At 68.2% G+C, this 24,956-nt stretch carries 25 protein-coding genes; 6 read left to right on the forward strand and 19 right to left on the reverse strand.

Features of this window, described 5'->3' with window-relative positions; translation table 11 throughout:
• On the reverse strand, nucleotides 1–1,764 hold the full coding sequence (locus tag K0O62_RS22225) for a DUF3556 domain-containing protein (protein WP_073858774.1): 1,764 nt from the start codon (nucleotides 1,762–1,764) through the stop codon (nucleotides 1–3).
• Between the two features lie 54 nt (nucleotides 1,765–1,818).
• Nucleotides 1,819–2,334: a DoxX family protein gene (locus K0O62_RS22230; RefSeq protein WP_264002262.1), complete on the reverse strand. Its 516-nt coding sequence runs from the start codon at nucleotides 2,332–2,334 to the stop codon at nucleotides 1,819–1,821.
• Nucleotides 2,335–2,401: 67 nt separating this feature from the next.
• Here K0O62_RS22230 and K0O62_RS22235 point away from each other — a divergent pair, with 67 nt between their 5' ends.
• The gene (locus K0O62_RS22235; protein WP_073858772.1) at nucleotides 2,402–2,815 is read left to right on the forward strand and encodes a RidA family protein; all 414 of its coding nucleotides are present in this window, start codon (nucleotides 2,402–2,404) and stop codon (nucleotides 2,813–2,815) included.
• A gap of 12 nt (nucleotides 2,816–2,827) precedes the next feature.
• Here the strand turns inward: K0O62_RS22235 and K0O62_RS22240 are convergent, their stop codons facing one another.
• The 13 genes from K0O62_RS22240 to K0O62_RS22300 all read right to left on the reverse strand — a co-directional run bounded on the left by K0O62_RS22240 (nucleotide 2,828) and on the right by K0O62_RS22300 (nucleotide 16,602).
• Nucleotides 2,828–4,096: a WS/DGAT domain-containing protein gene (locus K0O62_RS22240; protein ID WP_073858771.1), complete on the reverse strand. Its 1,269-nt coding sequence runs from the start codon at nucleotides 4,094–4,096 to the stop codon at nucleotides 2,828–2,830.
• On the reverse strand, nucleotides 4,086–4,994 hold the full coding sequence (locus K0O62_RS22245) for an alpha/beta fold hydrolase (protein ID WP_073858770.1): 909 nt from the start codon (nucleotides 4,992–4,994) through the stop codon (nucleotides 4,086–4,088). Before K0O62_RS22245 ends, K0O62_RS22240 begins: the two co-directional genes overlap by 11 nt.
• Before the next feature lie 4 nt (nucleotides 4,995–4,998).
• Entirely contained in the window at nucleotides 4,999–5,673 is a 675-nt protein-coding gene (locus K0O62_RS22250) for a hypothetical protein (protein ID WP_073858769.1), read from the reverse strand.
• A complete protein-coding gene (locus tag K0O62_RS22255) occupies nucleotides 5,670–6,341 on the reverse strand; it encodes an Rv1363c family protein (protein ID WP_073858768.1) in 672 nt (223 codons plus the stop codon). Before K0O62_RS22255 ends, K0O62_RS22250 begins: the two co-directional genes overlap by 4 nt.
• Entirely contained in the window at nucleotides 6,305–7,771 is a 1,467-nt protein-coding gene (locus K0O62_RS22260) for an MCE family protein (protein WP_073858767.1), read from the reverse strand. Before K0O62_RS22260 ends, K0O62_RS22255 begins: the two co-directional genes overlap by 37 nt.
• A 1-nt stretch (nucleotide 7,772) precedes the next feature.
• On the reverse strand, nucleotides 7,773–8,912 hold the full coding sequence (locus K0O62_RS22265) for an MCE family protein (RefSeq protein WP_272939034.1): 1,140 nt from the start codon (nucleotides 8,910–8,912) through the stop codon (nucleotides 7,773–7,775).
• Nucleotides 8,913–8,926: 14 nt separating this feature from the next.
• The gene (locus K0O62_RS22270) at nucleotides 8,927–10,261 is read right to left on the reverse strand and encodes an MCE family protein (RefSeq protein WP_073858765.1); all 1,335 of its coding nucleotides are present in this window, start codon (nucleotides 10,259–10,261) and stop codon (nucleotides 8,927–8,929) included.
• Nucleotides 10,258–11,628: an MCE family protein gene (locus K0O62_RS22275; RefSeq protein ID WP_073858764.1), complete on the reverse strand. Its 1,371-nt coding sequence runs from the start codon at nucleotides 11,626–11,628 to the stop codon at nucleotides 10,258–10,260. Before K0O62_RS22275 ends, K0O62_RS22270 begins: the two co-directional genes overlap by 4 nt.
• Nucleotides 11,625–12,656 carry a virulence factor Mce family protein gene (locus K0O62_RS22280; protein WP_073858763.1) on the reverse strand — a complete coding sequence of 344 codons (1,032 nt, stop codon included), beginning with the start codon at nucleotides 12,654–12,656 and terminating at the stop codon, nucleotides 11,625–11,627. The genes K0O62_RS22275 and K0O62_RS22280 overlap by 4 nt, the downstream gene beginning before the upstream one ends.
• A gap of 39 nt (nucleotides 12,657–12,695) precedes the next feature.
• Nucleotides 12,696–14,165, reverse strand: a complete 1,470-nt coding sequence (locus K0O62_RS22285) for an MCE family protein (protein WP_073858762.1) — start codon at nucleotides 14,163–14,165, stop codon at nucleotides 12,696–12,698.
• 1 nt (nucleotide 14,166) lies between these two features.
• The gene (locus K0O62_RS22290; protein ID WP_073858761.1) at nucleotides 14,167–14,997 is read right to left on the reverse strand and encodes an ABC transporter permease; all 831 of its coding nucleotides are present in this window, start codon (nucleotides 14,995–14,997) and stop codon (nucleotides 14,167–14,169) included.
• An 8-nt stretch (nucleotides 14,998–15,005) separates the two neighbouring features.
• Complete coding sequence (locus K0O62_RS22295) at nucleotides 15,006–15,785, reverse strand: MlaE family ABC transporter permease (RefSeq protein WP_073858760.1); 780 nt, start codon at nucleotides 15,783–15,785, stop codon at nucleotides 15,006–15,008.
• A 166-nt stretch (nucleotides 15,786–15,951) separates the two neighbouring features.
• On the reverse strand, nucleotides 15,952–16,602 hold the full coding sequence (locus K0O62_RS22300; RefSeq protein ID WP_234800252.1) for a TetR/AcrR family transcriptional regulator: 651 nt from the start codon (nucleotides 16,600–16,602) through the stop codon (nucleotides 15,952–15,954).
• A 101-nt stretch (nucleotides 16,603–16,703) separates the two neighbouring features.
• On the opposite strand from K0O62_RS22300, the gene K0O62_RS22305 reads away from it, so the two are divergent.
• Nucleotides 16,704–17,555 carry an alpha/beta fold hydrolase gene (locus tag K0O62_RS22305; RefSeq protein ID WP_276035760.1) on the forward strand — a complete coding sequence of 284 codons (852 nt, stop codon included), beginning with the start codon at nucleotides 16,704–16,706 and terminating at the stop codon, nucleotides 17,553–17,555.
• A complete protein-coding gene (locus tag K0O62_RS22310; RefSeq protein ID WP_073858759.1) occupies nucleotides 17,552–20,410 on the forward strand; it encodes an aminotransferase in 2,859 nt (952 codons plus the stop codon). Before K0O62_RS22305 ends, K0O62_RS22310 begins: the two co-directional genes overlap by 4 nt.
• 68 nt (nucleotides 20,411–20,478) lie before the next feature.
• Here the strand turns inward: K0O62_RS22310 and K0O62_RS22315 are convergent, their stop codons facing one another.
• Nucleotides 20,479–20,649 carry a hypothetical protein gene (locus K0O62_RS22315; protein WP_097933598.1) on the reverse strand — a complete coding sequence of 57 codons (171 nt, stop codon included), beginning with the start codon at nucleotides 20,647–20,649 and terminating at the stop codon, nucleotides 20,479–20,481.
• A 27-nt stretch (nucleotides 20,650–20,676) separates the two neighbouring features.
• Here K0O62_RS22315 and K0O62_RS22320 point away from each other — a divergent pair, with 27 nt between their 5' ends.
• Genes K0O62_RS22320 through K0O62_RS22330 form a run of 3 tightly spaced genes read left to right on the forward strand, consistent with a single transcriptional unit; the run spans nucleotide 20,677 to nucleotide 22,820 of the window.
• Nucleotides 20,677–21,384, forward strand: coding sequence for a guanylate cyclase (locus tag K0O62_RS22320; protein ID WP_073858758.1), 708 nt, complete (start codon nucleotides 20,677–20,679; stop codon nucleotides 21,382–21,384).
• A gap of 27 nt (nucleotides 21,385–21,411) precedes the next feature.
• A complete protein-coding gene (locus K0O62_RS22325) occupies nucleotides 21,412–22,068 on the forward strand; it encodes a UdgX family uracil-DNA binding protein (RefSeq protein WP_073858757.1) in 657 nt (218 codons plus the stop codon).
• Entirely contained in the window at nucleotides 22,068–22,820 is a 753-nt protein-coding gene (locus K0O62_RS22330; RefSeq protein WP_073858756.1) for a DUF72 domain-containing protein, read from the forward strand. Before K0O62_RS22325 ends, K0O62_RS22330 begins: the two co-directional genes overlap by 1 nt.
• A gap of 4 nt (nucleotides 22,821–22,824) precedes the next feature.
• Here K0O62_RS22330 and K0O62_RS22335 read toward each other — a convergent pair whose 3' ends face one another.
• From K0O62_RS22335 to K0O62_RS22345, 3 genes are read right to left on the reverse strand one after another with little or no spacing between them, the layout of a single operon-like run.
• The gene (locus K0O62_RS22335) at nucleotides 22,825–23,376 is read right to left on the reverse strand and encodes a GNAT family N-acetyltransferase (protein ID WP_097933596.1); all 552 of its coding nucleotides are present in this window, start codon (nucleotides 23,374–23,376) and stop codon (nucleotides 22,825–22,827) included.
• Nucleotides 23,377–23,399: 23 nt separating this feature from the next.
• Nucleotides 23,400–23,963 carry a dihydrofolate reductase family protein gene (locus tag K0O62_RS22340; protein WP_073858754.1) on the reverse strand — a complete coding sequence of 188 codons (564 nt, stop codon included), beginning with the start codon at nucleotides 23,961–23,963 and terminating at the stop codon, nucleotides 23,400–23,402.
• Between the two features lie 29 nt (nucleotides 23,964–23,992).
• Nucleotides 23,993–24,820: a TspO-related membrane protein gene (locus K0O62_RS22345; RefSeq protein WP_097933594.1), complete on the reverse strand. Its 828-nt coding sequence runs from the start codon at nucleotides 24,818–24,820 to the stop codon at nucleotides 23,993–23,995.
• Between the last annotated feature and the right edge of the window lie 136 nt (nucleotides 24,821–24,956).

Genomic DNA, 24,956 nt, shown 5'->3' on the forward strand with positions numbered 1-24,956 from the left:
TCACCCACTCGCACTTTCGCGCCCGGGACGCAGCGTCGATGAGCTCTGGACGTCATAGACCGGCACGGTGTCATCCCACGGCTGGCGGGTCACCATATCGGCCACCTTCACGTAGCCGCGCTCGAACTCCCCGGTCGCCGCGTCGACCAGCCGGTATTGCTGGATCTGCCGGTGGATCGGCTGCGCGTCGAGCATCACGATGCGCACCTCCCCCGGCTCGAAATGACACCGCGACTGCAGCGCGGCCACCAACTGCTCGTTGCTCATGTGGCCGTCCCCGAAGTTCCACCCGATCGCGGTGGACACGATGCGTTCCCCGTCGGTGAGGGTGTAGTCGTCCTCGTTGTGCCCGGCCATCGCCCGGTGCGCCAGGGTGAACAGCGCCCGGCCGTGAGTGTTGAAGGAGCGGAACGCATATCCCATGTACATCGGGATCTGCGCGGCCTCCTTGCTGCCGTAGAACTTCTCCAGCTGCGCGGCCGGCATGCTGGCGATCGCGACGACGCCCTCCGCGATCTTGGCGTCCGCCGACGGTTTGATGCACCACAGCGAGGTGTCCCAGTTCCCGGCGTAGTAGCGCATGCCCGGCAGGAAGGAGATCTTGCGCGGGAACAGGTTTCCCAGCACGACCGTGCCGGCGACCACCACCAGCAGCAGTACCGGCCACGGGCTGGACAGGTCCCCTAAACCGACGCCGGGGTGCCCGACGAACAGCGCCAGCACGCTGAACATCATGAACACGTTCCATTCCAGTGGGACGCCCATCGGGATCGAGGACAGGATCCCGAAATGGAAGATCAGCATGATGGCGGCGGCGATGGCGCCGACCGTGCCGCCATGGCTGAAGAACAGCACCAGCGGGACGAGTCCCTCGACGGCCGTGGAGAAGTGCCCGAGGAACCGGGACGGACGGCCGGGACGCAGATCATCGGGGAAGCGCTCGAAGAACTTTCGTTTGATGGCCGGCGACCGGAAGACCGGGTTGTTGCTCATCATGGTGGAGATGACGAACGGGAAGTGCTTGTTCAGTTTGGAGGTCGCGGCCCCCAGCCAGATGACCAGGCACACGAACTTCGCCGCGAGGATGATGTCGGCGCCGCTGAACAGGAAGCACACCGCCAGCGAGCCGTACACCTCGCCGCGGGCGGCCAGGAAGATCACCTTGTCGCGCAGGCCGGCCAGCGCCAGCAACCCGAGGATGGTCGCGGTCTGCCAGACCGGCAGCACGCCGACCTCGGTGCCGAGTTCCGGGATGGGTCCGGTCCCCTGGGAGAACAGGGCGACCAGCAGCGCCACCAACAGCGCACCGTAGAGCACCACGTCGAGGAGGCCGCGGGTGTCGCCCTTGGTCAGCGGGATCCTGTTCGGCCAGGGTGGCAGCCGAATCGTCTTGGGCCGCAACCAGTACAGGATGGAGCCCAGCGGCGGGAAGAACCGGTTGTTGAGCGGGCCGAAGCCACAGCCCAGGCCGACGACCTCGAACAGCATCGTGTAGAACACGACCTTCTGATAGAGGATCGGCTCGTTGTACCAGGCGGAGACCTCGGTGAACCCGCCCAGACCGTCGGTGGTGGCCAGCACCAGCACCCAGGCGATGACGATGTAGGCGAGGATCTTGACGACGTAGAACAGGTGCAGTGCGACCGGGGTGCCGAAGCCGACCTCGGCCCAGTGCCGCGCCATCGGGACGATCTTCTCGGCGCGGGTGCCCTTGCTCCACTCCTCGAAATCGATCACCGGAGTGTTCTGCTTGAGGAATCCCATACCGGTCAGACTAGAACGTGTTCCAATTCCTCTCCGGCGAACACACGCAAAAGGTCAGGAGGTCTTCACGGGCGGGCGGAAGAAGATGACGAGCTGCCCGATCCCGCCGAGCAGGCCCAGCCCCACGGCGATGGCCAGCCCACACCAGCCCGACAGCCAGTGTGCGACATCGGTACCGGAGAACAACAGGTGATCCAGGCTGTAGCGCCCGGCGCCGGTCCCGGCGATCGTCACCGCCGCCACCGCCAGCACCAGGTTGTACTCCCAGCCCTCCTTGACGATGAAGAAGCCGTTGTGCCGGTGCACGGTCCAGGCGGCCACCAGCATGAGCGCCACGAACCCGGCAGCCGGGACCGGGGTCAGCAGACCCAGAGCGAGCCCCAACCCGGCGGCGATCTCGGTGCTCGCCGCCACCCGGGCGTGGAACAGACCCGGCTTCATGCCGATGCTGTCGAACCAGCCCGCGGTGCCCGGGATACGCCCCCCGCCGAAGAACTTGTTGTAGCCGTGCGCGGCCATGGTCAGACCGAGGACAACGCGCAGAATCAAGATCGCAGTATCAGAAGCCACGTAACAGAATCTAGGGCATCTGTTAAGCCGATGCCCAGCTACCCGCCGGTACTGGACACTGATCCACATGCCCCGCCTCCCCATCCACCGCTCCGTGCCCGATATCGGCTACCTGAGTGCGCAACTGTTCGACGACCTTGGCATCGTGCAGACCGTCGTCGCCGGCGACACCGTGTACGTCTCCGGGATCGCCCCGCTGACCGATACCGGCGGGGCGGTGGACGTGGTGAGCACCGATCTGGCCGAGCAGCTCACCTACGTGCTGGACGTGCTCGACCGCTCACTGGCCTCGGCGGGCACCGACCGCAGCGGACTGGTGGCCTGGACCATCTACACGACCGATATGCCGGGGCTGGCGCAGTGCGTGTCCATCCTCAAGGACTGGGTCGGCGAGCACCGCCCGACGAGCACCTGGATCGGCTGCGCGAGCTTCATCCACCCCGACCAACTTCTGGAGCTCACCGCCACCGCCGTCCGCTAGACCTGCGGTTTGTCACGAAAGGGCGGCCTCCAACCGGCGCACGTAGGCGTCGATGTCCCCGATCGCCGATTCGGCGGCGAACACGCTGAGGGTGATGGTGTCCCCCACCCCGGTCACGCAGTGCGTGATCCCGATCATCGGGGACAGTCCGGGAAATGCCGCGGCCAGCCGGACCGGCGCACCGGCGAAGCTGAAATCGGCCGCCCCGCAGTTCACGCTGGACACCACGGTGTTGCCGGTGACCGTCGCCGACCGTGCATCGGGGTTGAAATGGCTTATCCCCCAGCGCAACAGCCGGGCGGGCGTGGCGTCGAAGGCTCGTTCGGAGGCCCGCATCGCCGGATGGGCGGCCCGTTTCTTGCGGGCCGCCAGTTCGGCGGCGATCGCGGCGCGACGGTCCTCGCGCGGCAGCTCCGGGCGCAGGCCGATCCCGACCGTGCCGAAATGGTTGTAGGACCGGCGCGGCCCGGCCTTGGCCATGGTGACCTCGGCGCCGAGCGCACCGAGCATTGCGGGATCGGTGCCGAGGTCCCGCAACTGGCCGGCCAGCGCCTCGGAGATCGCGGCCAGCGCGGCGACGGTGACGGTGGCCCCGGCCAGCTGGGCGCGGTCACGCACCACGGTGCGCATGCTGCGCAACCCCGCCGGCGGGTCGTTGGTCCGCAGCGGCGCGCATTGCGCGGCCGCCGGCGGCACGCTGCCGGTCAGGGTGTCGCGCATCAGGTGCTGATGGGTACGCGCCGCCTGCAGGCTGCGCCACGGCAGGGTGAGCGGATTCCCGTGCACCGGTGTCACGGCGGGCACCTCGGCGTCGCGGCCGAACATCACCGCGGCCGGGCCGCAGGTCCGGCCCCCGCCGCCGAGCACGTGAGTGATCTGCAGGACCGCGACGGTGGCGGGGCCACCGATCTGCGGGACACCGTGCACCCCGGGGAAGACATGCAGCCGCCAGGGCGTCACGGCGGCGTCGAGCTGGTCGTCGACCAGGGCGACCACGGCGGCCAGGCAGCCCGCCCACGAACTGTCCGCGAGGTGGTGCACCCGGAACTGCGCAGCGTCGACCTGATGGGGCACCCACCTCGGGTAATGCCACGGTTCGTCGTCGCTGACCCGCCGGGTCAGATCCGGGCTGCGCCCCGCCGCGGCCGCCAGCTCGGCCAGCGCCGCATCCAGATCTGTTGGCACACCCTCGAATCCGTACAGCAGGAAGGTGTCGTTGGGCATCCTGGAGGACATCCAGAACATCTGCGCGTCGACCGCGGTGAGCCGGTTAGCTGCCACGTCCGATGAAATCCACAATGCGGGCGGCGGTGTCGGCGGGCCGGTCGAGTTGCAGGAAATGCCCGCCCCCGTCGACCACGTGCGCCGCACTCCCGGCCGGCAGCACCCGCCGCACCCATTCGATGTAGTCCGGTGACGCACAACCGTCATCACTGCCGTGCAGGTACAGCGTCGGCAGCACCGGCGCCTCCAGCCAGCGCTCGTGCAACTGGGCGTACCGCGTCGGCGGCCGGGAGCCCCGTACCGTCGCCCGGTAATAGCCCAGTGCGGCACGCCAGTTCGCCGGCTCACCGATCGCGTCGAGCACCAGAGCGACATCCTCGGCGCCGTCGTAGCCCGGGGACCAGTCCCGCCACAGTTTGGGCACCACCCGCGAGGCCGAACGCTCCGGCAGCCAGGGCAACTGGAAGAACAGGATGTACCAGCTGCGCAGCAATTGCCGGGGCAACTGGGCGGCCAACTTCGCCCCGTCCGGCACCCGGCCCAGCGGGCGGAACGACGCCGACGGTGGGACCGACATGATGACGGCCTTGTCGAACGGGCTGTCCGGCATCGCGGCCAGCCCGGCGCCGGCGATCGCACCCCAGTCGTGGCCGATGACGACGTCACGCCCGGTGGGGCCGGCCGCCTCGAGCACCCGCAGCGCGTCGTCCATCAGGGCGCCGACGTGATAGCTGCCGTCGGCCGACAACGAGGACGGTGCGTAACCGCGCATGAACGGGGCCACCACCCGCCAGCCGGCGTCGGCCAGTTGCGGTGCCACCTCCCGCCAGCCGTGGGCGGTGTCGGGAAAACCGTGCAGGCACACCGCAACCGGCGCGTCGGGGTTGTCCCAGTCACCCCAGGTCAGGGTGCGCAGGGTGACATCGTCGGTGACGACCTCGACGGAACCGGGCACGCCGCTACACCGGATCGAATGCGGAGATGAGCCAGCTGTCGCCGTGCTTCTCCAGTGTCACCCGCACGCTGGAGGCGGTGTCGGTCGGGGCGTCGGCGCCGACCACGACGGTCTGGTTGACGAACACCAGCACCACCGCCCGGTCCGGCTCGGCCGAGACCGAGGCCGCCGCCGGAACCGTTGCCACCGCAGAGATCTGCTTCTCCTTGGCGCCCGGGATGACGACGTCGGTGGTCAGGTCGGTGTAGGCCTGCGCGAAGTCACCGGTGAGCAGGGAACGGGCGTCGGTGAGCTGCTGCTCCACCGTGTCCGGATTGTAGGACAGCAGCGCCACGGTGCTGTCCTTGGCGGCCTGCACGGACTCGATGCGGGCGGTGTCGCCGTCCCGCACCGAATTGTCCTGCCACTTCAGGTAACCGGCGCCGATGGCCAACACCAGGGCGAGGGCGGGCAGGATGCCGTAGGCCAGCACCCGCGACCAGTCGGTGGACCGCTTCTCGGGGGCATCGGCGGCGACCGTGTCGCTCACCTCGGTCGCCTCGGCCGCCTCGGCGACTTCGGTGGCCTCGGCGGGTTCCGTCGTCTCGACGGTCTCGCCTGCCTTGTCCAGTTCGACCGCGGTCGATTCGGCGTCGACGGTCGGCTCGACCGCGTCGGACTCGGTGTTCTTCTCGGTCACGGTACGAACTCCACGTTGGAAACCTTCACCTGGTCATCGCCCATGTCCTGAACGGTGACACGCATCCGCCACAGTCGCGGTTGTTGTTCGAGCGCACCGGCATTGGATGTCTTGACCGTCACCGCGAGCAGGACCTGCCCCTCGGTCTCGGACTCCGATTCCAGGCCCGCCTCGGTGACGGTGCCGACCGACTTCGACTGCGCCTGCTTGACCACCTCGACGAACGGGGCGGCACGCTGCTGGAAATCGTCGTAGAACGTGCCGGTCGCCGAATCCAGGATGCGCTGCACGTCGGCTTCGGCGTTCTCCCAGTCGATGGTGGTCAGGTTGATCGCGCCCTGCCTGCCGACCTGGAGGAACAGCTCGCGCTTGGCCTCCAGGTTCTTCGACTCGTAGGTGCGGAACCCGAGCCAGCCGACCAGGCCCGCCAGCGCGAGCACCACCACCAGCCCGACGATGGTCGCCAGCCGGACATGCGACATGGCCGGCGTGGCGGTCGCTGCCGCCACCGCCTCGTCGAAATCCTCTACGCCCTCGGCATCCTCGACAGCGTCGTCCTCGACGGAGGCCTCGGAGGTCTCCTCGCCGGCTGTCGGTTCAGCTGATGGGTCGGTTTCGGATGCGGACTCGCTCACTTCCCCGGAGGGGGTAGCAGCATCGTCTGCCATGTTTGCTCCTCGTTCGCGGTACGGGCCAGGTTCGATTGCGTGTACACCTGACCGTCCGGTCCAACGTACGTGCCGCTCTGCTGGTCGTACTCAGCGGATGCGATCGGTGGTGCGGCCGGCGCCGGGGCCGGAGCCGTTTCCGCAGGCTGTGAGCCTGGCCACAACTGCGGGACGGCCTGACCCGACAACGTCGCGTTCGGATCGCCCTTCCAGTTGAAGCCGTCGTTGAGCGGGATGTAGTTCTCGTCGCTCTCGCACATCTTCCAGTTCGGGGCGCGTTTGCCCGGCACCGTGATGCACGGCAGGTTGCGGGCGCCGCGCACGTTGAACGGCGAATCCTGCGGCACGCGGCAGTAGATGTCGCCCGCGGGCCGGTCCGGATAGTCCTGCAGGGCCGGGGCGCGGACCTGCTGTGCGGGCAGGAAGCCGGTGTTGCATGGCGGCGGCAGGTTCAGGTTCAGGTTGAAGTTCAGGTAGGCGCCCTTGTAGTCCTGCTTGGTGTGCCGGCCCGCCAGACCGGTGGCCTGGTTGACCGCGGTGCCCTGCGGGAACAACACCAACAGCTGTTCCAGCGCCGGCTTGTAGGCCAGCGCGACCTCGCCGACGCTGACCAGGTTGGCCAGCACGACGGGCAGCGTCGGTTGCAGGCGATCGAACAGCGCGCGCACCTCTTCGGCGGCGCCGGGGCCGCGCTCCAGCACGCCGCGCACCGCATCGTCGTGGTCACGCAGTTCATCGGTGATGGTGGCCAGGTTCGAGGCCCAGGCCCGCACCGAGTCACCGGTGTCGATCTGGGTGTCCAGCACCGGCTTCGACTGGTCGATCAGGGTGACCAACGGATCCAGGTTGGCCCGCGCATCGATCGCCAGCTGGGTGGAACCCTTGACCAGCCGGGCCAGATCCGGCCCCAGCCCGCCGACCGCGAGGTAGGCCTCGTCGACCGCGGTGCGCAGGTTGTCACCCGGAATGGCCTCCAGGCCCCGGTTGGTGGCGTCCAGCAGGCTGTTGACGTCCGTGGGCACCGTCGTGTTCTCCATCGAGATGACGTCGCCGTCGCGCAGCGCCGGTCCGCCCCCGCTGCGCGGCAGCAGTTCGACGTACTGCTCGCCGACCGCGGAACGGCTGTGCACCTGCGCCTCCAGGTTGGCCGGGATGTCCACGTTGTCGGTCAGCGACAGCTCGGCGACAACGGTGCCCCGCTCGGTGAGCCCGACGCTCTCCACCCGGCCCACCTGGGTGCCGCGATAGGTGACGTTGCTGCGCGGGTACAGGCCGCCGGTCTCCGGCAGCTCCAGGCTGACCCGGTAGTGCCCGGCGCCGAAGAGCAGGTTCGGCAACCGCATGTAGCCGAAGGCCATGATGCCGATCGCGACGACGGAGATGGCGATGAAGATCGCCAGCTGGGCGAGGATCCGTCTGGTCAGAATCATGTCAGCGCCCCTGATCCCAGCGGTACGGAACGAGCAGCGGGTTCGCCCCCGTGTAGGGACTGGGCAGCTGCCCGATGGTGCGGCCCCACTGCATCTCCAGTTCGGTCAGGTCGCCCTCCCAGCGGGTGCCGGTGAAGATGCCCTGGTCGATACGGCTCAGGGTCAGGTCCACCACCAACGTGAGGTTGGCGTAGTCGCCGCGCATCCAGTTGGTCAGCGTCTCCTTGGGGAACGGGTAGGTGGTCAGGATGCTCAGACCACGGGTCAGCGCGGGCCCGGCATTGGCCAGCTCCTGCAGCGTCGGCCCGAGCGCCTTGAGCTGTGCGACAAGGGATTCCTTGGTCTGGTTGGCCGAATCGGCCGCCAGCGCACTGAACCGGCCCAGCTGAACCAGGGCCTCGGACAGTTGATTTCGCTGATCCTTGAGCACCTGCAGCGCGTCGGGAATGGTCTCCAGCGCCCGATCCACCACCGGCTTCTGCTCGGCGACCTGGCCGACGAGAGAGTTCAGGCTCTCCGCCGCGGCGATGATGTCGCCCTTCTGGTCATTGGTGTAGGCGATGAACTTGTCCAGCTCGGTGATCAGACTGCGCAGGTCGGCCTCGCGACCGGTGAACGCGGTGCTGAATGCCTGGGTGATGTCCTGCACCTGGCCGACACCACCACCGTTGAGCAGCAACGAGACTGCGGCCAGCGTCTGCTCGGTGGTCGGGTACGCGCCGGCGGATTCCAGCGGGATCACCGCCCCCTGCTTCAGCCGCCCGGTGGGCTCGGCGTCCGTGGGCACCGCGAGTTCGATGTGCTGCGAACCCAGCAGGCTGGTCTGCCCGAGGGTGGCGGTGGCGTTCGCCGGCAGCACCACGTCGCCGTTGAGGCTCATGGTGACCAGGGCGTTCCAGCCCTGGAGCTCGATACCGGTCACGTTGCCGACGGTGACGTCGTTGACCCGGACCCGGGAGTTCTGGTCGAGGTTGTCGACGTCGGGCATCTGCGCCTGAATCGTGTAGGCGCCCGGCCCCTTTCCTTCCACGCCGGGCAGCGCCACCGAGTTGAGGCCCTTCCACGAGCATCCGGTGGCGGCCAGCCCCACGGCGAGCACACCGATTCCGAGGCGAGCCGTGACATTCCCCGGTCGCTGCACTCCAACCCTCCGCATCACGACCCCGCTCCGTGCTGCACCATCATCCCGGGCAGTCCGTCGGCCGGGTTGGTGGCCGCGACCGTTTCGGCGGCCAGCGGCGGCCCGCCCGGAACGGGCGTGGCCGGTGCGGCGGGCGGCGCTGCGGGCGCCGGGGCCGGCGGTGGGATGTAGTCCGGGCGCAACCAGTCCTCGCTGTAGGTGATCTCGTTCGGCCGGGCGAAGGCGCCGACCGCCAGGTTCTGCCCGATCGGCGGGAAGTTGTACTGGCGGTTCTTGATGATCGGCGCCAGGTACTGCACGCACAGCTTGGACGACTGCTCGGCGCCGAGGCGCGAGGCCGCCTGCACCGCACCGCACAGGAAGGTGATCGGGTTGGCGAAGTTGTTGATCACCGGCACGGTGGACATCGCGCCCTGAGCCGGCTGGTAGGCGTTGATGTAGTTCTGCAGTGTCGTCGGCGCCACGTGCAGGAACTGCTTGACGTCGGCGAGGCTGTCGTTGAGCGCCTGGCTCACCCCGGCCAACTTGTCCGATGTGGTGCCCAGGGTTTCGCGGTTGTCGGCCACGAAGCTCTGCACCAGCCCGACCGTGTCGGCGAGGTCCTGTACCGCGTTGCCGACCTCGTCGGGGTTGTCTGCCAGCGTGCCCGACACCGAGGCCAGGTTCTGATTCAGCTGACGCATCACGGTGGTGCTGTCCTGCAGCGCGGACACCAGGATCGACAGGTTCTTGACGGTGGAGAACACATCGGTGCTGTGGTCGCCGATCGCCGAAAACGCTTGGGACAGCTTGACCAGCGTCGCGCGGATGTCCGCGCCCTGCCCGCGCAGGTTGTCCGCGGCGGTGTTGATGACCGACCCGAGGGTGCTGACACCGCCGGGTTCGGTCGGCTGCAGGTTCTCGGTGATGCGCTCCAACTGCGCACGGAAGTCGTCGTACTCCACCGGGACGACGGTGCGCTCCTGCGGGATGACGGCGTCGTTCTCCATCACCGGACCGCTGCCCGAGTACGTCGGGGTCAGCTGAATCGCCCGCGAGGTCACCAGCATCGGCGACAGGATCGCAGCGTTGGCCTCGGCCGGCACCTTGTACTTGCTGTCGTACCAGAACGAGATCTTGACCCGCTCCGGCTCCGGCTCGATCTTGTCGATCCGGCCGACCGGCACCCCGAGGATGACCACATCGTCACCCTCGAAGATGCCGTTGCTGTTGTCGAAGTAGGCCACGACGTTGGTGCGGTTGAACGAATCGGTGACCCGGGTGACCGCGAACACGCCCGCGGCCAGGATCAGCACCAGCACCACCAGCAGCGAGATCCGCTTGGTGCTCTGTTTCGACGGTGTGCTCATCGGCCTGCCCCCGGTTCGGTGCCGAATCCGGCGCCGTGCGGCACCGGCTCACCCGGAGCGGGCACCAGCACCGGCTGCGGGCCGACCGGCGCCGAGCCCATGCCCGGCGGCGCGACGGCCGGCGGACCGGGCGGCGGTCCACCGGGCGGACCCGGCGGAATCGGCTCGCGGTACGGGTAGCAACCGGTCGGACCCGGCAGCGGGATGCCCGGAGGCCCACAGCCCAGGTCGCCCGGGTTGCCGGTGATGGCGTCGGGCAGCGTCATGCGCGGTTCGCCGCCTTGGCCGGTGCGCGGGAACGGAATCGGCATGGCCGGGGTGCCCGCCTGGCCGACGCCCGGGTCGTGACGCTCGGACGGCAGCAGCACGTTCGGGTCCAGACCCAGGTCGGAGAACGCGGCGTCGACGAACGGCTGCACGAACTGACCGGGCAGCAGGTTGGCGACGTAGGACTTGAAGAACGGGCCCGACGCCGCGGACTCACCCAGGGACATGGCGTAGGCGTGCATCAGGCTCAGCGACTTCTGCAGCCGTTCCTTGCGGTTGTCCAGGATGGTGAGCACGCCGTTGAGCTTCTCCAGCGCCGGCTTCATCGTCTCGTCGTTCTCGTTGATGAAGCCCTGCAGCTGCCGGCTCAACGCCGAGATGTTGCCCGAGATCGCGTCCAGCGCAGCGGTTTGGCTGCGCAGTTCGGCCAACAGCGCATTGCTGCTGCGGACCAGCGTGACGATCTGGTCGCTGCGCTCGGCGAGCACCGTGGTGGCCTTGTTGGCGTTGCTCAGCAGCCCGCGCAGTTCGGCGTCGCGCTCGTTGAGGGTCTCGGAGAACCGGGCCACGCCCTCGATGGCGACCTTGAGATCGGGCGGGGTGTCGGCGAACGTCTCGGAGATCACCCGCAACGAATCCGAGAGCTGATCGGTGTTCAGACCGCTGATGGTGGTCGCCAGATCGCCCAGGGCGTCCGGCAATTGGTAGGCGGGCGTGGTGCGATCGGCCGGGATGGTGCCGCTCTGCCTGCCGTCACCGCGCGGAGTGACCTCCAGGATCTTGGTGCCCAGCAGGCTCTTGGTCCGCACCGCGGCCTCACTGCGGTCACCGATGCGCACATTGCTGTTGACGGTGAACTTCACCAGCACCTGCTGACCGTCCAGTTCGACGGACTTGACCTGGCCGACCCGCATCCCGGACACCTGCACCGAGGCGCCGCTGCGGATGCCGCCGGCCTCGACGAAGTACGCCGAATAATCCTTGCCGCGGTTGAGGAACGGCAGCTTGTCGTAGTTCAGCGCGCCGAGGATGATCGCGGCGATGATGGTCAGGCCGACGGCGCCGACGATCAGTTGGTTGCGTTCTGCGAAGGACTTCACTTCGGCGCACACCTCCCGGTGCTCTGCCCGGCCGCCTTCACATACACCGGCTGGCCGCCCTTGCCGTTCAGCTTGAGCACGATGTCGCAGAGATAGAAACTGAAGAAGTCACCGTAGATTCCCTGGCGTGCCAACGCCTGATAGGCGTCGGGCAGCGTGTTGATCAGGTTGTCGAAGTACTCGTGGTCGGCGAGCACCACGCCCGCGGTCCGGTCGGTCTCGGTGATGGTCTTGGCGAACGGCGGGCGGGCCTCGGCCAGCAGGTCGGCGATGCTGCCGGCCGCGGCGCTGGCGTAGGCGACCCCGTTGGCGATGTCGGTGCGCCGTTCGGCCAGCCCGTCGATGAGTTCGGAGAGCCCGTCGACGCCCTTGGCGAACTGTTCGTTCTGATCGCCGAGGGAACCCATCACGGTGTTGAGGTTGACGATGACCTCCCCGATCAACTGGTCGCGGTCGGCCAGCGTGTTGGTCAACGCGGCGGTCTGGGTGAGGAACGACCCGATGGTGGCGCCCTGCCCCTGCAGCGCGCTGATCAACTGGCCGGACAGCGCGTTGATCTGGTCGGGGTCGAGCGCCTTGAACAGCGGCCGGAAGCCGCCGATCAGCGAATCGAGATCCAGCGCGGGTGCGGTGCGCGCGAACGGGATCGTGGCGCCGGGCTTGAGCCGGTCGGTGTCCCCGGTGCCCTCTTCCAGCGCCAGATAGCGGCCGCCGATGAGGTCGTCGTACCGGATGATGGCGCGGGTGCCCTCGGTGAGCACCACCGACTCGTCGACGGTGAAATCGACCAGGACACTGCCGTCGTCACGCATCGCCAACTTGCCGACCTTGCCGACCTCGACGCCGGCGATCCGGACGAAGTCGTCGGGTTCCATGCCACTGACATTGGTGAACTCGGCGCGGTATTGCGACTCTCCCTCGCCGAATCGCAGCTGGGAGAAGATCGCGAACAGGCCGAAGACACCCAGCAGACACACTGCCAGGAAAATGGTGAGGCGCCAGATGGCGCCCCCCAGATTGTCTTTCATGGCTTGCAGGTTCTCCTCAACGGTGTCTGTCGATAACGGTCAGGGGCCGGGTGCTGCCGGTACGGGCAGCGGTGTCGGGGGCAGCGGCGTGGGTTGCACACCGGGTGCGAGGACGGTGAACGGTTCCGAGCCCGGGGTCGGTCCGGGTTCGCGCGGCGCGCCCGGCGGCGGGGCGGGCGGCAGACCCGGCCACAGCGGGGTGCCGTCCGGCGCATACAGCTGGGCACCGTATGCGGGTGCCCCCGGGTACGGGATCGGTCCGATCGCCGGTCCGCCCCAGGTGTTGCGGATGCTCGGCGGTTCGGGCACCGCGCGGGTGACCGGCAGGTAGTTGCCGTAGGCCGGGAACGCGATACCGGGGTTGGGCCGCAGGTCGATTCCGGTGCCGAAGCCGGTGTTGGTGACCAGCTGACGCACCGGCCAGTTGTCGTCGACGATCGGCAGCGAGCCGCAGCTGGGCTTGCCACCCGGTCCGCCCTTGGCGCCGACGACGGTCAGGTGATGCGGGTAGCGGTACGGGTCGTCGCCGAGGGCGATGGCGGCGTCCAGGATGAGGGACTTACCGTTGCCGCCGGTGGCCTCGTAGCCGCCATGGTCCAGCAGGTACTTCGCGCCGGTGAACAGGCAGGTGTAGGTCGGGCTGTACTTGTGCAGCAGATCCACCGTCGGCCGCAGCGTGTTGACGGCCTTGATCAGGTTGTCCTTGTTCGGGGCGAGCAGCTCGATGCCCTTGTTGGACAGGCCCGTTGTGGCCAGTAGCAGCGCATCGAGTTGGCGGGCTCGCTCGGACACGGTCACCGAGGTGGTGGCGGCGGCGTCCAGGGTGGTCAGGATGTTCTGTGCCGCAGCGCTGTACACGTCGGCGGCGCCCTGCAGTGCCTGCCAGTCGGCGCGGACGGTCTCGGCGCGCGGGTTCAGGGCCAGCAGCACCTGATTGGCGTCGGTGGTGGCCTGCCCGATGCGCTCACCCTGGCCGCGCACACCTTCGGCCAGTGCGGTCAGCGTGCTGTTCAGCTTCGCGGTGTCGATCTGGTTCAGGACACTGACCAGGTTCTGGAAGACCGTGTTGACCTCGGTGGTGACGTTCTGCGATACCAGTACCTGGTTGGCCTGCAGGCGTTCGGAGACCGGGGCCTCCGGGAACACCAGGTCGACGAACTTGGCGCCGAAGATGGTGGTGGCCCGGATCCGGGCCTCCACGTTGGCCGGGATGTACTGGATCTGGTCCGGGTAGATGTCCAGTCGCAGCTGAACCGGGTGGACGCTCTCGGCATTCCCGCCGCTGATCCCCACGACCCTGCCGACCTGCACACCGTTGAGTTTGACCTTGGCGTTGGTCTCCATGACCAGACCGGACCGGTCGGCGGTCAGGGTGACCGGGACATAGCTGCGCAGCGTGCCGGTGAACAGCGAGTAGGACAGCCAGATCGCGGCGATCACCAGGATCACCAGCACGAGGGTCCACCAGCCCGGGGCCAGTCCCTTGTTTCGTTTCGCAGTCGTCGTCATATCAGCCGGCCAGGTTGAAGTTGCCGGACTGCCCGTACACCGCGAGCGAGATCATCACCACGACGAACGCGGAGATGATCAGCGAGGTGCGCACCGCACGGCCCACCGCCTCACCGACACCCGCGGGGCCGCCGCTGGCGGTGAACCCGTAATAGGTGTGCACCAGCATGATGACGATCGCCATCGCGATCGACTGTACGAACGACCAGATCAGGTCGGTGGGGTTGAGGAACGTGTCGAAGTAGTGGTTGTAGACACCGGGGGACTGCCCGTAGATGGCGGTGGTGCCGAACTTGGCCGCCCAGAAGGAGGCCAGCACACCGACGCAGTACAGCGGGATGACGACGATGACGCCGGCGATCACCCGGGATGACGCCAGATAGGCGATGCTGCGGATGCCGATCACTTCGAGGGCGTCGATCTCCTCGTTGATCCGCATCGCACCGAGCTGGGCGGTGGCGCCGGCGCCGATGGTGGCCGACAACGCGATGGCGGTCGTCGCGGGCGCGATGAGCCGGACGTTGAAGAAGGCGGAGGCGAACCCGGTCAGCGCCTCGACGCCGATCTCGGAGAACTGGTTGAAGCCCTGCACGGCGACGAGGGCGCCGGTACTGACGGTCAGGAAGCCGACGATGGCGACCGTGCCACCGATGATGGCCAAAGCGCCCGCGCCGAGGCCCATCTGGGCGATCAGCCGGATGAGTTCCTTCGGGTAACGGACGAAGACGTCGCCGATGGAGATCAGGGTGCGCCCGAAGAACTGGGTCTGCTCCCCCACCTGATTCCAGCTATGGACGACTCCGTCGACGCTTCGCTTGACCCGCAGGCCCATTGTGGTTGTCACGTCCCCGCCTTCACACCGACGGCGGTGGCGACCACGTTGATGGCGAACAGCGCCATGAAGGTGAACACCACGGTCTCGTTCACCGCGTTACCGACACCGGCCGGTCCGCCGCCCACCGAAATGCCCTTGTAGCAGGCGATCAGGCCGGCGGTCAGGCCGAACAGGGCCGCCTTGATGAGGGCGATGAACACATCGGTGGGGCCGGTGATCAGGGTCAGGCCCGCCACGAACGCGCCCGGCGAGACGTGCTGGACGTAGACGCAGAACAGGTAGGCGCCGGTGAGTCCGACCAGCACGACGGTGGCCGACAGGGCCAGCGAGACCGTGGTCGCGGCGAACACCCGTGGAATCACCAAGGCCTGAATCGGATTCACGCCCATCACCCGGAGCGCGTCGAGCTCTTCGCGGATGGTCCGGGCGCCCAGGTCGGCGCACATCGCGGTGGCGCCGGCACCGGCGATCACCAATACCGTGACGATCGGGCCGATCTGGGTCACCGTGCCCAGCGCGGCACCGGTGCCGGAGAAGTCGGCGGCGCCGAACTCGGTGAGCAGGATGTTGAAGGTGAATGTGAGCAGCACGGTGTAGGGCACCGTCAGCATCAGCGTCGGCAGCAGCGAAACCCGTGCGACGAACCAGGACTGCAGGATGTACTCGCGCCAGGCGAACGGGGGCCGGAACATCAAGGTGAAGACGTCGAGCGTCATCGAGAAGAACCCACCGAACGCGCGCACCGGCTTCGCGACCACATTCGGGATGGCGTCTTGGGCCGCCATCAGGTGACCGGCCTAGACCTGCGCGGTGCACGCATAGCCATGCATTCCTTCCGAGAGCTCACTGTTCGAACCACCATATGACCAGAGTCACCGCCATGGATGCGGAAGAACGTACATAACGATTTTGTCGGCAGCAACACCCACCACCCGGTTGGGCGGGCCGTAGTTACTGTGCAGTAGTGTCGCTACCCACTGTGTTCGCTACCACGACGCCCAGCGCGCGCAATGCGAAGCGCTCCACCCGGGCCCGGGCCACCGGAATCTGTGCCGGGTCGTAGATCCGGGCCGAGGTCAGCTCCCGGCTCACCAGCGCCGCGATCGCGATCGCATCCGACTCCGGCTCGGTCAACGGGAACGACCCGTCCTCCCGTCCCATCGCCAGAATGTCTACCAATGAGGATTCCCGACGCGCCCGTGACTGTTCCCGCGCATCCCGGTAGCCCTTCGCCGAGCGCATCTCGTCGCAGTCGACGACAGCCAGATAGGGGTGCAGTTCGGTATCGCTGGCCAGCGTGAACATCCGGTCCAGCCAGGCTCGCAGCCGGGTCAGCGGATCCGGGCCACCGGCCGCGTCCGGCCCCGCGATCTCGTCGAGTTCGACGGCCAGGCGCTCGGTGACCTGCCCGAGCATGGCCAGGAACAAATCGTCCTTGGACTCGAAATGCCGGTAGAACGCCCGACTGGACACTTCGGCCCGGGTCAGGATCGCCGAGACATGCACCGGGCCCTCGTGCGGTTCGGCCAGGCAGGCAAAGGTCGCTTCGACGATTCGGTCGCGTTCTTCACTGCTGGGTTGCCCGGATGGCACAGACTGCACGACCACCGATTCTAGTGACCCCCGGAACCCCGGCCCGACACCAAATCGGGGCGGCCGGTCAGTAACGTGAACCGCAGGCCGGCGAGAGGATGTTCGTGAGCATGGCGAAGAGTGCACCGCAGACCGTGACGTTTCGCGGCGTCGACGACCTGATGTTGGTCGCCGACGAATGGAATCGGGACACCGAGGTGACCGGCCCGACCGTCCTGATGTTGCACGGCGGCGGCCAGAACCGGCACTCCTGGAAGAACACCGGCCAGATCCTCGCCGACCGCGGCATGCATGTGATCGCCCTGGACAGCCGCGGGCACGGCGACAGCGACCGCTCCCCCACCGCGAGCTATGACGTGGAGACACTGAGCTCCGATGTGCTGCAGGTCCTTTACCAGATCGGCAGGCCCGTCGCGCTGGTCGGCGCCAGCATGGGCGGACTGACCGGCATCCAGGCCGCCCATGAGGCCGGCCCCGAATTGGTGACCAAGTTGATCCTCGTCGATGTGGTGCCGCGATTCGAAAAGGGTGGCAGCGCCCGGATCCGGGATTTCATGTTCAGCAATATCGACGGATTCGACTCCCTGGAGCAGGCCGCCGACGCGGTGGCCGCCTACCTGCCGCACCGTCCGAAGCCGCGCAGCACCGAGGGTTTGAAGAAGAACCTCCGGCTGCGCGACGGCCGGTGGTACTGGCACTGGGATCCGGCGTTTCTCACCAAACCCGGCGATGACCCGTTCGCGCGGTCGGACAGGTTGGAGACCGCCGCGACGAATCTGACGGTGCCGATCCTGCTGATCCGCGGCAGGCTCTCCGATGTGGTCTCCGAGGAGGGCGTCCGCGACTTCCTGCAGAAGGTGCCCCAGGCCGAGTTCGTGGAACTCTCCGAGGCCGGCCACACCGCCGCCGGTGACGACAACGATGCCTTCACCGAGGTTGTCGTGAGGTTTGTCGACAGGTGAGCGACAAGTCGTCAGGCTGCTCAGGCTTTAACTTCCTGGAGCAGCCCGCCCTGCCGGCACCTCGGCTCACCGAAGCCCAGGCCGCCGAGCTGCTGGTCCGCCGGTACGGCTCCCGCGGTGAGGTGACATCTCTGGGCAGTCAGCAGGACTGCAACTTCCTGGTGTCCGAGGGCGGCGATCCCGTCGCGGTGCTGAAGATCGCGAACCCGGCCTTCACCGAGGCCGAACTGGCCGCCCAGGACGCCGCCGCGGAGCTGATCGCCCGGAGCTGCCCCGAATTGCGGGTTGCCACACCGCTGCCCGCCGACGACACCGAGCCCGCCCCGAATGTGCGCTTGTTGCCGTTTCTGGCCGGTGGCACCCTCAACGACCGCGGTTACCTGCCGCCCGCCGTGGTCGCGGCGATGGGTGAGCTCGCCGGCCGGGTGAGCCGGGCACTGGCCGGGTTCGGCCACCCCGGGCTGGACCGGATCCTGCAGTGGGATCTGCGGTACGGCAACGAGGTCGTCACCGAACTCATCGCACACGTCCCGCGGCAACGCGACCAGATCCTGGCGGCCGCCGGCGAGGCGTGGTCCGCCATCGCCCGGCTCGCCGACGAATTGCCCCGCCAGGCGGTGCATCTGGACCTGACCGACGCGAACACCGTGGCCGGCCCGGACGGGCTGCCCGACGGGGTCATCGATTTCGGCGACCTGTCCGAGACCTGGGCGGTCTCCGAGTTGGCGATCACCCTGTCCTCGGTACTCGGCCATGCCGGAAACGGACCGGCCTCGATCCTGCCGGGTGTCAAGGCCTTTCACGCGGTGCGCGCCCTGCAGCGGGTGGAGGCACAGGCGCTGTGGCCGCTACTGGTGCTGCGCACCGCGGTGCTCATTGTCAGCGGCGCCCAGCAGGCTGCGCTGGACCCGGACAACGCCTACGTCACCGATCAGTCCGAGGAAGAGTGGCGGATGTTCGCCCAGGCCACCGCGGTGCCGATGGCGGTGATGACCGCGCTGATCCTCGCCGAACTCGGATTCTCGGCCGAGCGACCGGACATCCAGATCGAGAACCGGCTGATCGCCGGCCTCGAACCCGAAGCCGTGCTGACCCTGGACCTCTCGGACACCCTGGAGCACGCCGACACCCTGGCCGCCGCCGCTGTGCGGGACGGCGCCGAACTGGTGCTCACCAGCTTCGGCCGGCCCCGCCTGAACCGCGCTCCGCTGCTCTCACAGGCCGGCCCCGACACCGTCGAGACCGGCATCAGCCTGTGGCCTGCCGCCACCACTCGGGTGCTGGCGCCCTGGGACGGCGAGGTGATCGGACGGACCGATGATCGGATCACGTTGCGGGGGCTGGATTTCGAGCTGACTCTCACCGGGGTTGCGTCGACCACCGCGCCCGGACATGTGCACGCCGGGGAGCATCTCGGGGTGATCGGGCAGGGCGGCTGGACCCGGCTGGCGGTGCGGCCATCGGGTGCGCCGGTCGCACCGGAGTTCACCTCGGCCGAACTGGCCCCCGGCTGGCTGGCGCTGTCCCGGGATCCCCGAACGGTTCTGGGACTCGATCCACTCACCGACACCGCGACGCGGGATCTGTTGGAGCGTCGCGACGACAGCTTCGCCAAGGTGCAGGAGCATTACTACTGCGAGCCCCCGCAGATCGAACGCGGGCACCGTCACCATCTGTTCTCGACGGCGGGCCGGGCCTACCTCGACATGGTCAACAACGTCACCGTGCTCGGCCACGCCCACCCGCGGGTCGCCGACGCCGCGTCCGCACAGCTGCGCCGGCTGAACACCAATTCGCGGTTCAACTATTCGGCCGTCGTCGAGTTCAGTGAGCGGATCGCCGCGACCCTGCCCGACCCGTTGGACACCGTGTTCCTGGTCAATTCCGGTTCGGAGGCCAGCGATCTCGCGATCCGGCTGGCGACCGCGGTGACCGGGCGCCGCGATGTGATCGCGGTGCGCGAGGCCTACCACGGCTGGACCTACGCCACCGATGCGGTGTCCACGTCGATGGCAGACAATCCGGACGCGCTGGCCACCCGACCCGACTGGGTGCACACCGTGGAATCCCCGAACAGCTTCCGCGGCAAGTATCGCGGCGCCGAGGCGCACCGGTACGCCACCGAGGCGGTGGCCCAGATCGGGCAGATGACCGCCGACGGCCGGCCTCCCGCGGCCTTCATCTGTGAACCGGTGTACGGCAACGCCGGTGGGATGGCCCTGCCCGACGGCTATCTGCAGCAGGTGTACGCCGCGGTGCGGGCCGCCGGCGGGATCGCCATCGCCGACGAGGTGCAGGTCGGCTACGGCAGGCTGGGCCAGTGGTTCTGGGGTTTCCCGCAGCAGCAGGTGGTGCCCGACATCGTGTCGGTCGCCAAGGCCACCGGCAACGGCTACCCACTGGGCGCGGTGATCACCACCCGGGCCATCGCCGATGCGTTCCGGTCGCAGGGGTACTTCTTCTCCTCCACCGGCGGTAGCCCGCTGTCCTGCGCGATCGGCCTGACCGTGCTCGACGTGCTCGCCGAGGAAGGCCTGCAGGACAACGCCCTGCGCGTCGGCGAGCACTTGAAGAGGCGTCTGCTGGGACTGCGCGACAAGCACCCGCTGGTCGGCACCGTGCACGGAATGGGCCTGTATCTGGGTGTGGAACTGATCCGCGACCCGGTCACGCTGGAGCCGGCCACCGAGGAGACGCGGGCGATCTGCGAGCGGATGCTCGACCTCGGCGTCATCATCCAGCCGACCGGCGATCACCAGAACATCCTGAAGACCAAGCCGCCGTTGTGCATCGACATGGCCGGCGCGGACTTCTACGTGGACACCCTGGACCGGGTGCTCACCGAGGGTTACTGATCCCCCGCGAGCGTGCGAGTCTGAGGCCGACACGCCGCAGTTTCAGGCGAGCATCCGCACGTTCGCGGCTACTCGGTGGCGTCAGGCCTTTCGGCCTCGGCGAGACGCTGGTGCAGCCGGGCCCGGATGTCCTCGGGCGTGTATGACTTGCGGACCCGCTGATCCCGGGCGACCAGCACCCCACCGGCGACGACTCCGGCGACACCAGCCAGCCCGACCCACTTCCAGATGCCCTTCATGGACGAGATTCTGCCTAAGCTGCGGTCGTGAACGCGAACACGGTGTCCCTGTCCCAGGCGCTGGAGGAGACCCGCACCGGCGACATCTGGCTGTTCCGCGGCGGTTCCGGACCCGACCGGGCGATCCAGACGCTGACGAACGCACCGGTGAACCACGTCGGGATGACGGTCGCGATCGATGACCTGCCGCCGCTGATCTGGCATGCCGAACTCGGCCAGAAGCTGCTCGATCTGTGGACCGGCACCCACCACCGCGGGGTGCAGCTCAACGACGCCCGCGAGGTCGCCGAACGCTGGGTGCACGAGTACGGCCAGAAGGCCTGGTTGCGCCAGCTCACCCCGGCGGTCACCCGCGAGCAGGAGGACCGGATGCTGCAGGTGGTGGCCCGGATGAACGGCACCGCCTTTCCGTCCACCGCACGCCTGACCGGACGCTGGCTGCGCGGACGACTGCCGATCGTCAGCGATTTCACCCGCGGCCTGCCTGTCCTGCATCGCAAGGTGCGCGAATCCGCGGAGCGGGACAAGCAGCGGCGCCGCGCGGCCGGACTGGAGACGGCGTACTGCGCGGAGACGGTGGCCATCACCTACGAGGAGATGGGTCTGCTGTCCACCGAGAAGCGGGAGAACTACTTCGACCCGGGCAAGTTCTGGAGCGGGGACCACCTGTCGCTCGCGCCGGGCTACCGCCTCGGTGCCGAGATCGCGGTTCGGGTGGACCCGGTGCGCGTGTAGCAGCCGCCCCGCGGGTATCCGCCCGTCATGGCCGCAGCATCGGGCGGGAGCGCCCAGGACTACCTGCCGGACTCACGGGACCTGGTCTCGCTGGCCGACGCCGCGGCCGGGTGCCGGGGGTGCGACCTGTACCGCGACGCCGAGCAGACGGTGTTCGGCGCCGGCCCGGCGTCGGCGCGGATGCTGTTGGTCGGTGAGCAGCCGGGTGACCGGGAGGATCGCGCCGGGGAACCGTTCGTCGGGCCGGCGGGACGACTGCTCGACAAGGCACTGTCCGCCGCGGCCATCGACCGCGGGCAGGTGTATCTGACCAATGCGGTCAAGCATTTCAAGTTCACCCGCGCATCCGGGAGCAAGCGCCGTATCCACAAGACGCCCAGCCGAACCGAGGTGGTGGCCTGCCGGCCGTGGTTGTTCGCCGAACTGCAGGCAATCGAGCCGGAGGTGGTGGTCCTGCTAGGCGCGACCGCCGCAAAAGCACTGCTCGGTACCGATTTTCGCCTGACCGAACACCGAGGTGAGGTTCTGCGCGCACCGGAGGCGGATTATGCCGTGGTCACCACGCCGCACCCGTCGTCGGTGCTGCGTGGGCCGGCGGAGCGACGCGCCGCCGGGTTCGGCGATCTGGTCCACGACCTCGGCACAGCTGCGGGACTGCTGGTCTCGACCGGGCGGCGTCGCTGATGGTGGTGCGGATCGGCACGTCGGGGTGGTCCTACGACCACTGGAAGGGGGTGCTGTACCCGCCGGGCCTGCCGACGGCGCGGCGGCTGGATGTCTATGCCGCCGAGTTCGACACCGTCGAACTGAACGCCAGCTTCTACCGGTGGCCAAAGCCGGCCACCTTCGCCGGATGGCGGGAACGACTGCCCGAGGGTTTCGTCATGACGGTCAAGGCATCTCGTGGCCTGACGCACGCCCGTCGGCTCAAGGAGCCGGAGCAGTGGATCGAGCGGATGGCCGCGGGGTGGGCCGAACTCGGCAACCGCCGCGGCGCACTGCTGGTGCAACTGCACCCCGCCCAGGAACGCGACGACGACCGGCTGGACCACTTCCTGACCGCCATGCCCGACGGCATTGCGGTGGCGATGGAACTGCGTCATCGGTCCTGGGATGCGCCGGCGGTGTACGACATCCTGCGCAGGCATTCGGCCGCCTATGTCGTGATGAGCGGCCCGGGCCTGCCCTGCATCGTCGAGGCCACCGCCGGCCTGGCGTACCTGCGGTTGCACGGGCCCGGTGACGCCGCCATCTACGCGGGCAGCTACAGCGCCGCCGAGCTGCGCCGGTGGGCCGAGCAGATCTGCGTGTGGGATCGAGAGGGCCGAGATGTGCTGGTGTATTTCAACAATGACCTCGGCGGGCACGCGGTGCGCAATGCGCGGCAACTGTCGGCCGTGCTCGGGGAGCGCGTGGCTCGGCGCCGAATCGAGTAGAAATCTACGACCGGTGTCGCAGCATCGAATAGACCACCGGCCCCCGCTCGATCCGCGTGATGGCTGTGACGGCGAACCCGGCCCGCTCGTACAGTCGCACGTTGCGCTCGTCGGAGGTTTCCAGGCCCACCGCGGTGTCCCCGACCGCGGCGAGACCGGCCTCGATCGTGGCGCCCCCGAGACCGGCGCCCTGACTGTCCGGGTGCACACCCACGGTGGCCAGGTTCCACGCACCGGCCGGCTGCGCCGGAATATCTGCTGCGGCAAGGACACTGAGCCTTTCCCCGTGCAACGCGGCCACCTCGTCCTGCATGCCGGCGGCGGGTTCGGGCGCATCAGGCGGGAGCAATGCGATCACCGCGCGCAGATCGTCGTCGACCAGCACGATGCCCTCGTCGAGGGCGTAGCCGAGATAGAGCCGCTGCAGCTGACGCAGCCGATCCGGGTAGCCGTCCTGCGGGATCGACCATCGGGTCCACGGATAGGCGTCGAACGCCGCGGCCAAGGTGGCGGCGGCACCGTCGAGGTCGGAAGCTGTCGCAGGTCGGATCGTCACGGGAATCGACCGTATCGGAGCCCCTACCGCGGCAGGTAACGCAGATAAGCGGTGCCGTCGTCGAACGTCCGGTGTTCGGCCGGCCGCAGGTCGAGGTGCACGCCGTCGGGCAGCGCACGCAGGCCGCCGCCGATCATCTTGGGGACGACGAAGAACCGGAAGTCCCGCACCATGCCGGCCCGGATGGCCGCGGCCGCCGTGGTGGGCCCGAAGATCTCGACATGGTCGGGCACCGAATCGACGATCTGCTGCAACTCGCCCAAACTCAGCTCGGGGACGAGGCGGACCGGTTCCGGCCCGAGTTCGGCGGGGGTCAGCGTCGAGGACACCACCACCTTGTCGATGTCCTTCCAGCGGTGCGCGAACTCCAGCTCGCCCGGAACCGCCTCCTCGCCGTCCGGGTAGGTCTCCCAGTACCGCATCAGCTCATAGGTCTTACGCCCCATCACCTCCGTCGACACCTCCGCCATCCGAGCGAGGTGCAGGGCGAAGACCGCTTCATCCGGGGCGCCCCACTGAAAGTCGCCGTTGGCGTCGGCGATGTACCCGTCGATGGACACCGACGTGGTGTAACTCAGGATTCCCATATGGCTCTGACCTCCGCGGCCGGGAAAACTCACCGGCGCAGCGCCGGTGAACTCACCAGTGACGCCGTCCTACGCCGCCCTCGGACCAGGATGACCCCGGCGGCGACCACGAAGACCACCAGGCACGCCACGACCGTCGCGGCGACCTGGGGGTACTCGCCGGCGAATCCGTCGGCGGACCGGTGCTTGACGAGGATCGCGGTGAAGGCCCACAGCAGCACCGCCCCGTAGGCGAGGTCGTTGTTGTGCAGCATCGCCACCGTCCCGATCCCCGCCGCCACCAGCAGAATGATGACGGCCCAGGTGGATTCGGCCAGACCGAAGCCATCCCAGCCGAGGCTGACCAGGAACACCGTGATGTTCGCGACCGTCGCGACGGTGATCCAGCCGAAGTAGACGCTGAACGGCACTGCGACCAACCACTTCTCGCGGGTGTTCAGGTCCGCAGCCCTGATGGTCTGCACGATGACCGCCAAGCTGGCCAGGATCACCAGCATCAGCAGCACCGACAGCGCGATCAGGTCGAAGTGCCAGGCCAGGATCCAGCCCGCATTGGCCAGCGAGGAGACCGCGAAGAACCGGCCCACCTTGTCCAGCAAGGCCGTGTCGGCGCCGGCGGTGTCGGTCCGGAACAGGCCGAACTGGTAGAGCACGTGCAGGAGCAGCAGCAGGTAGATCACGCCCCAGATGGAGAACGCGTAGCCGGCGGGCGCGAACAGGTTGGGGTACGCGTCGGACACGTCCCCGGTCTGAATGCCGTTGATCGGCAGCGCATTCGCCAGGCCGTTGATCGCCACCATCACCAGATACGTTGCCGCCACCAGCAGGCTGATCGGCCGCACCGCCGTGTTCGTCATTCCAGGATCCATCCGTTCCTCGAGGTGCCGTGCTCGGTCGCAAGGCCGATCTTTGATACCCGCAATCGCCGCGTTTCACACCTGCCGGCCACCTCGGGGCCAGGTGCATCACGACCCGGACGCCTACGATGAGCGC

It is taken from the genome of Mycolicibacterium diernhoferi, from assembly GCF_019456655.1.
GTDB lineage: Bacteria > Actinomycetota > Actinomycetes > Mycobacteriales > Mycobacteriaceae > Mycobacterium > Mycobacterium diernhoferi.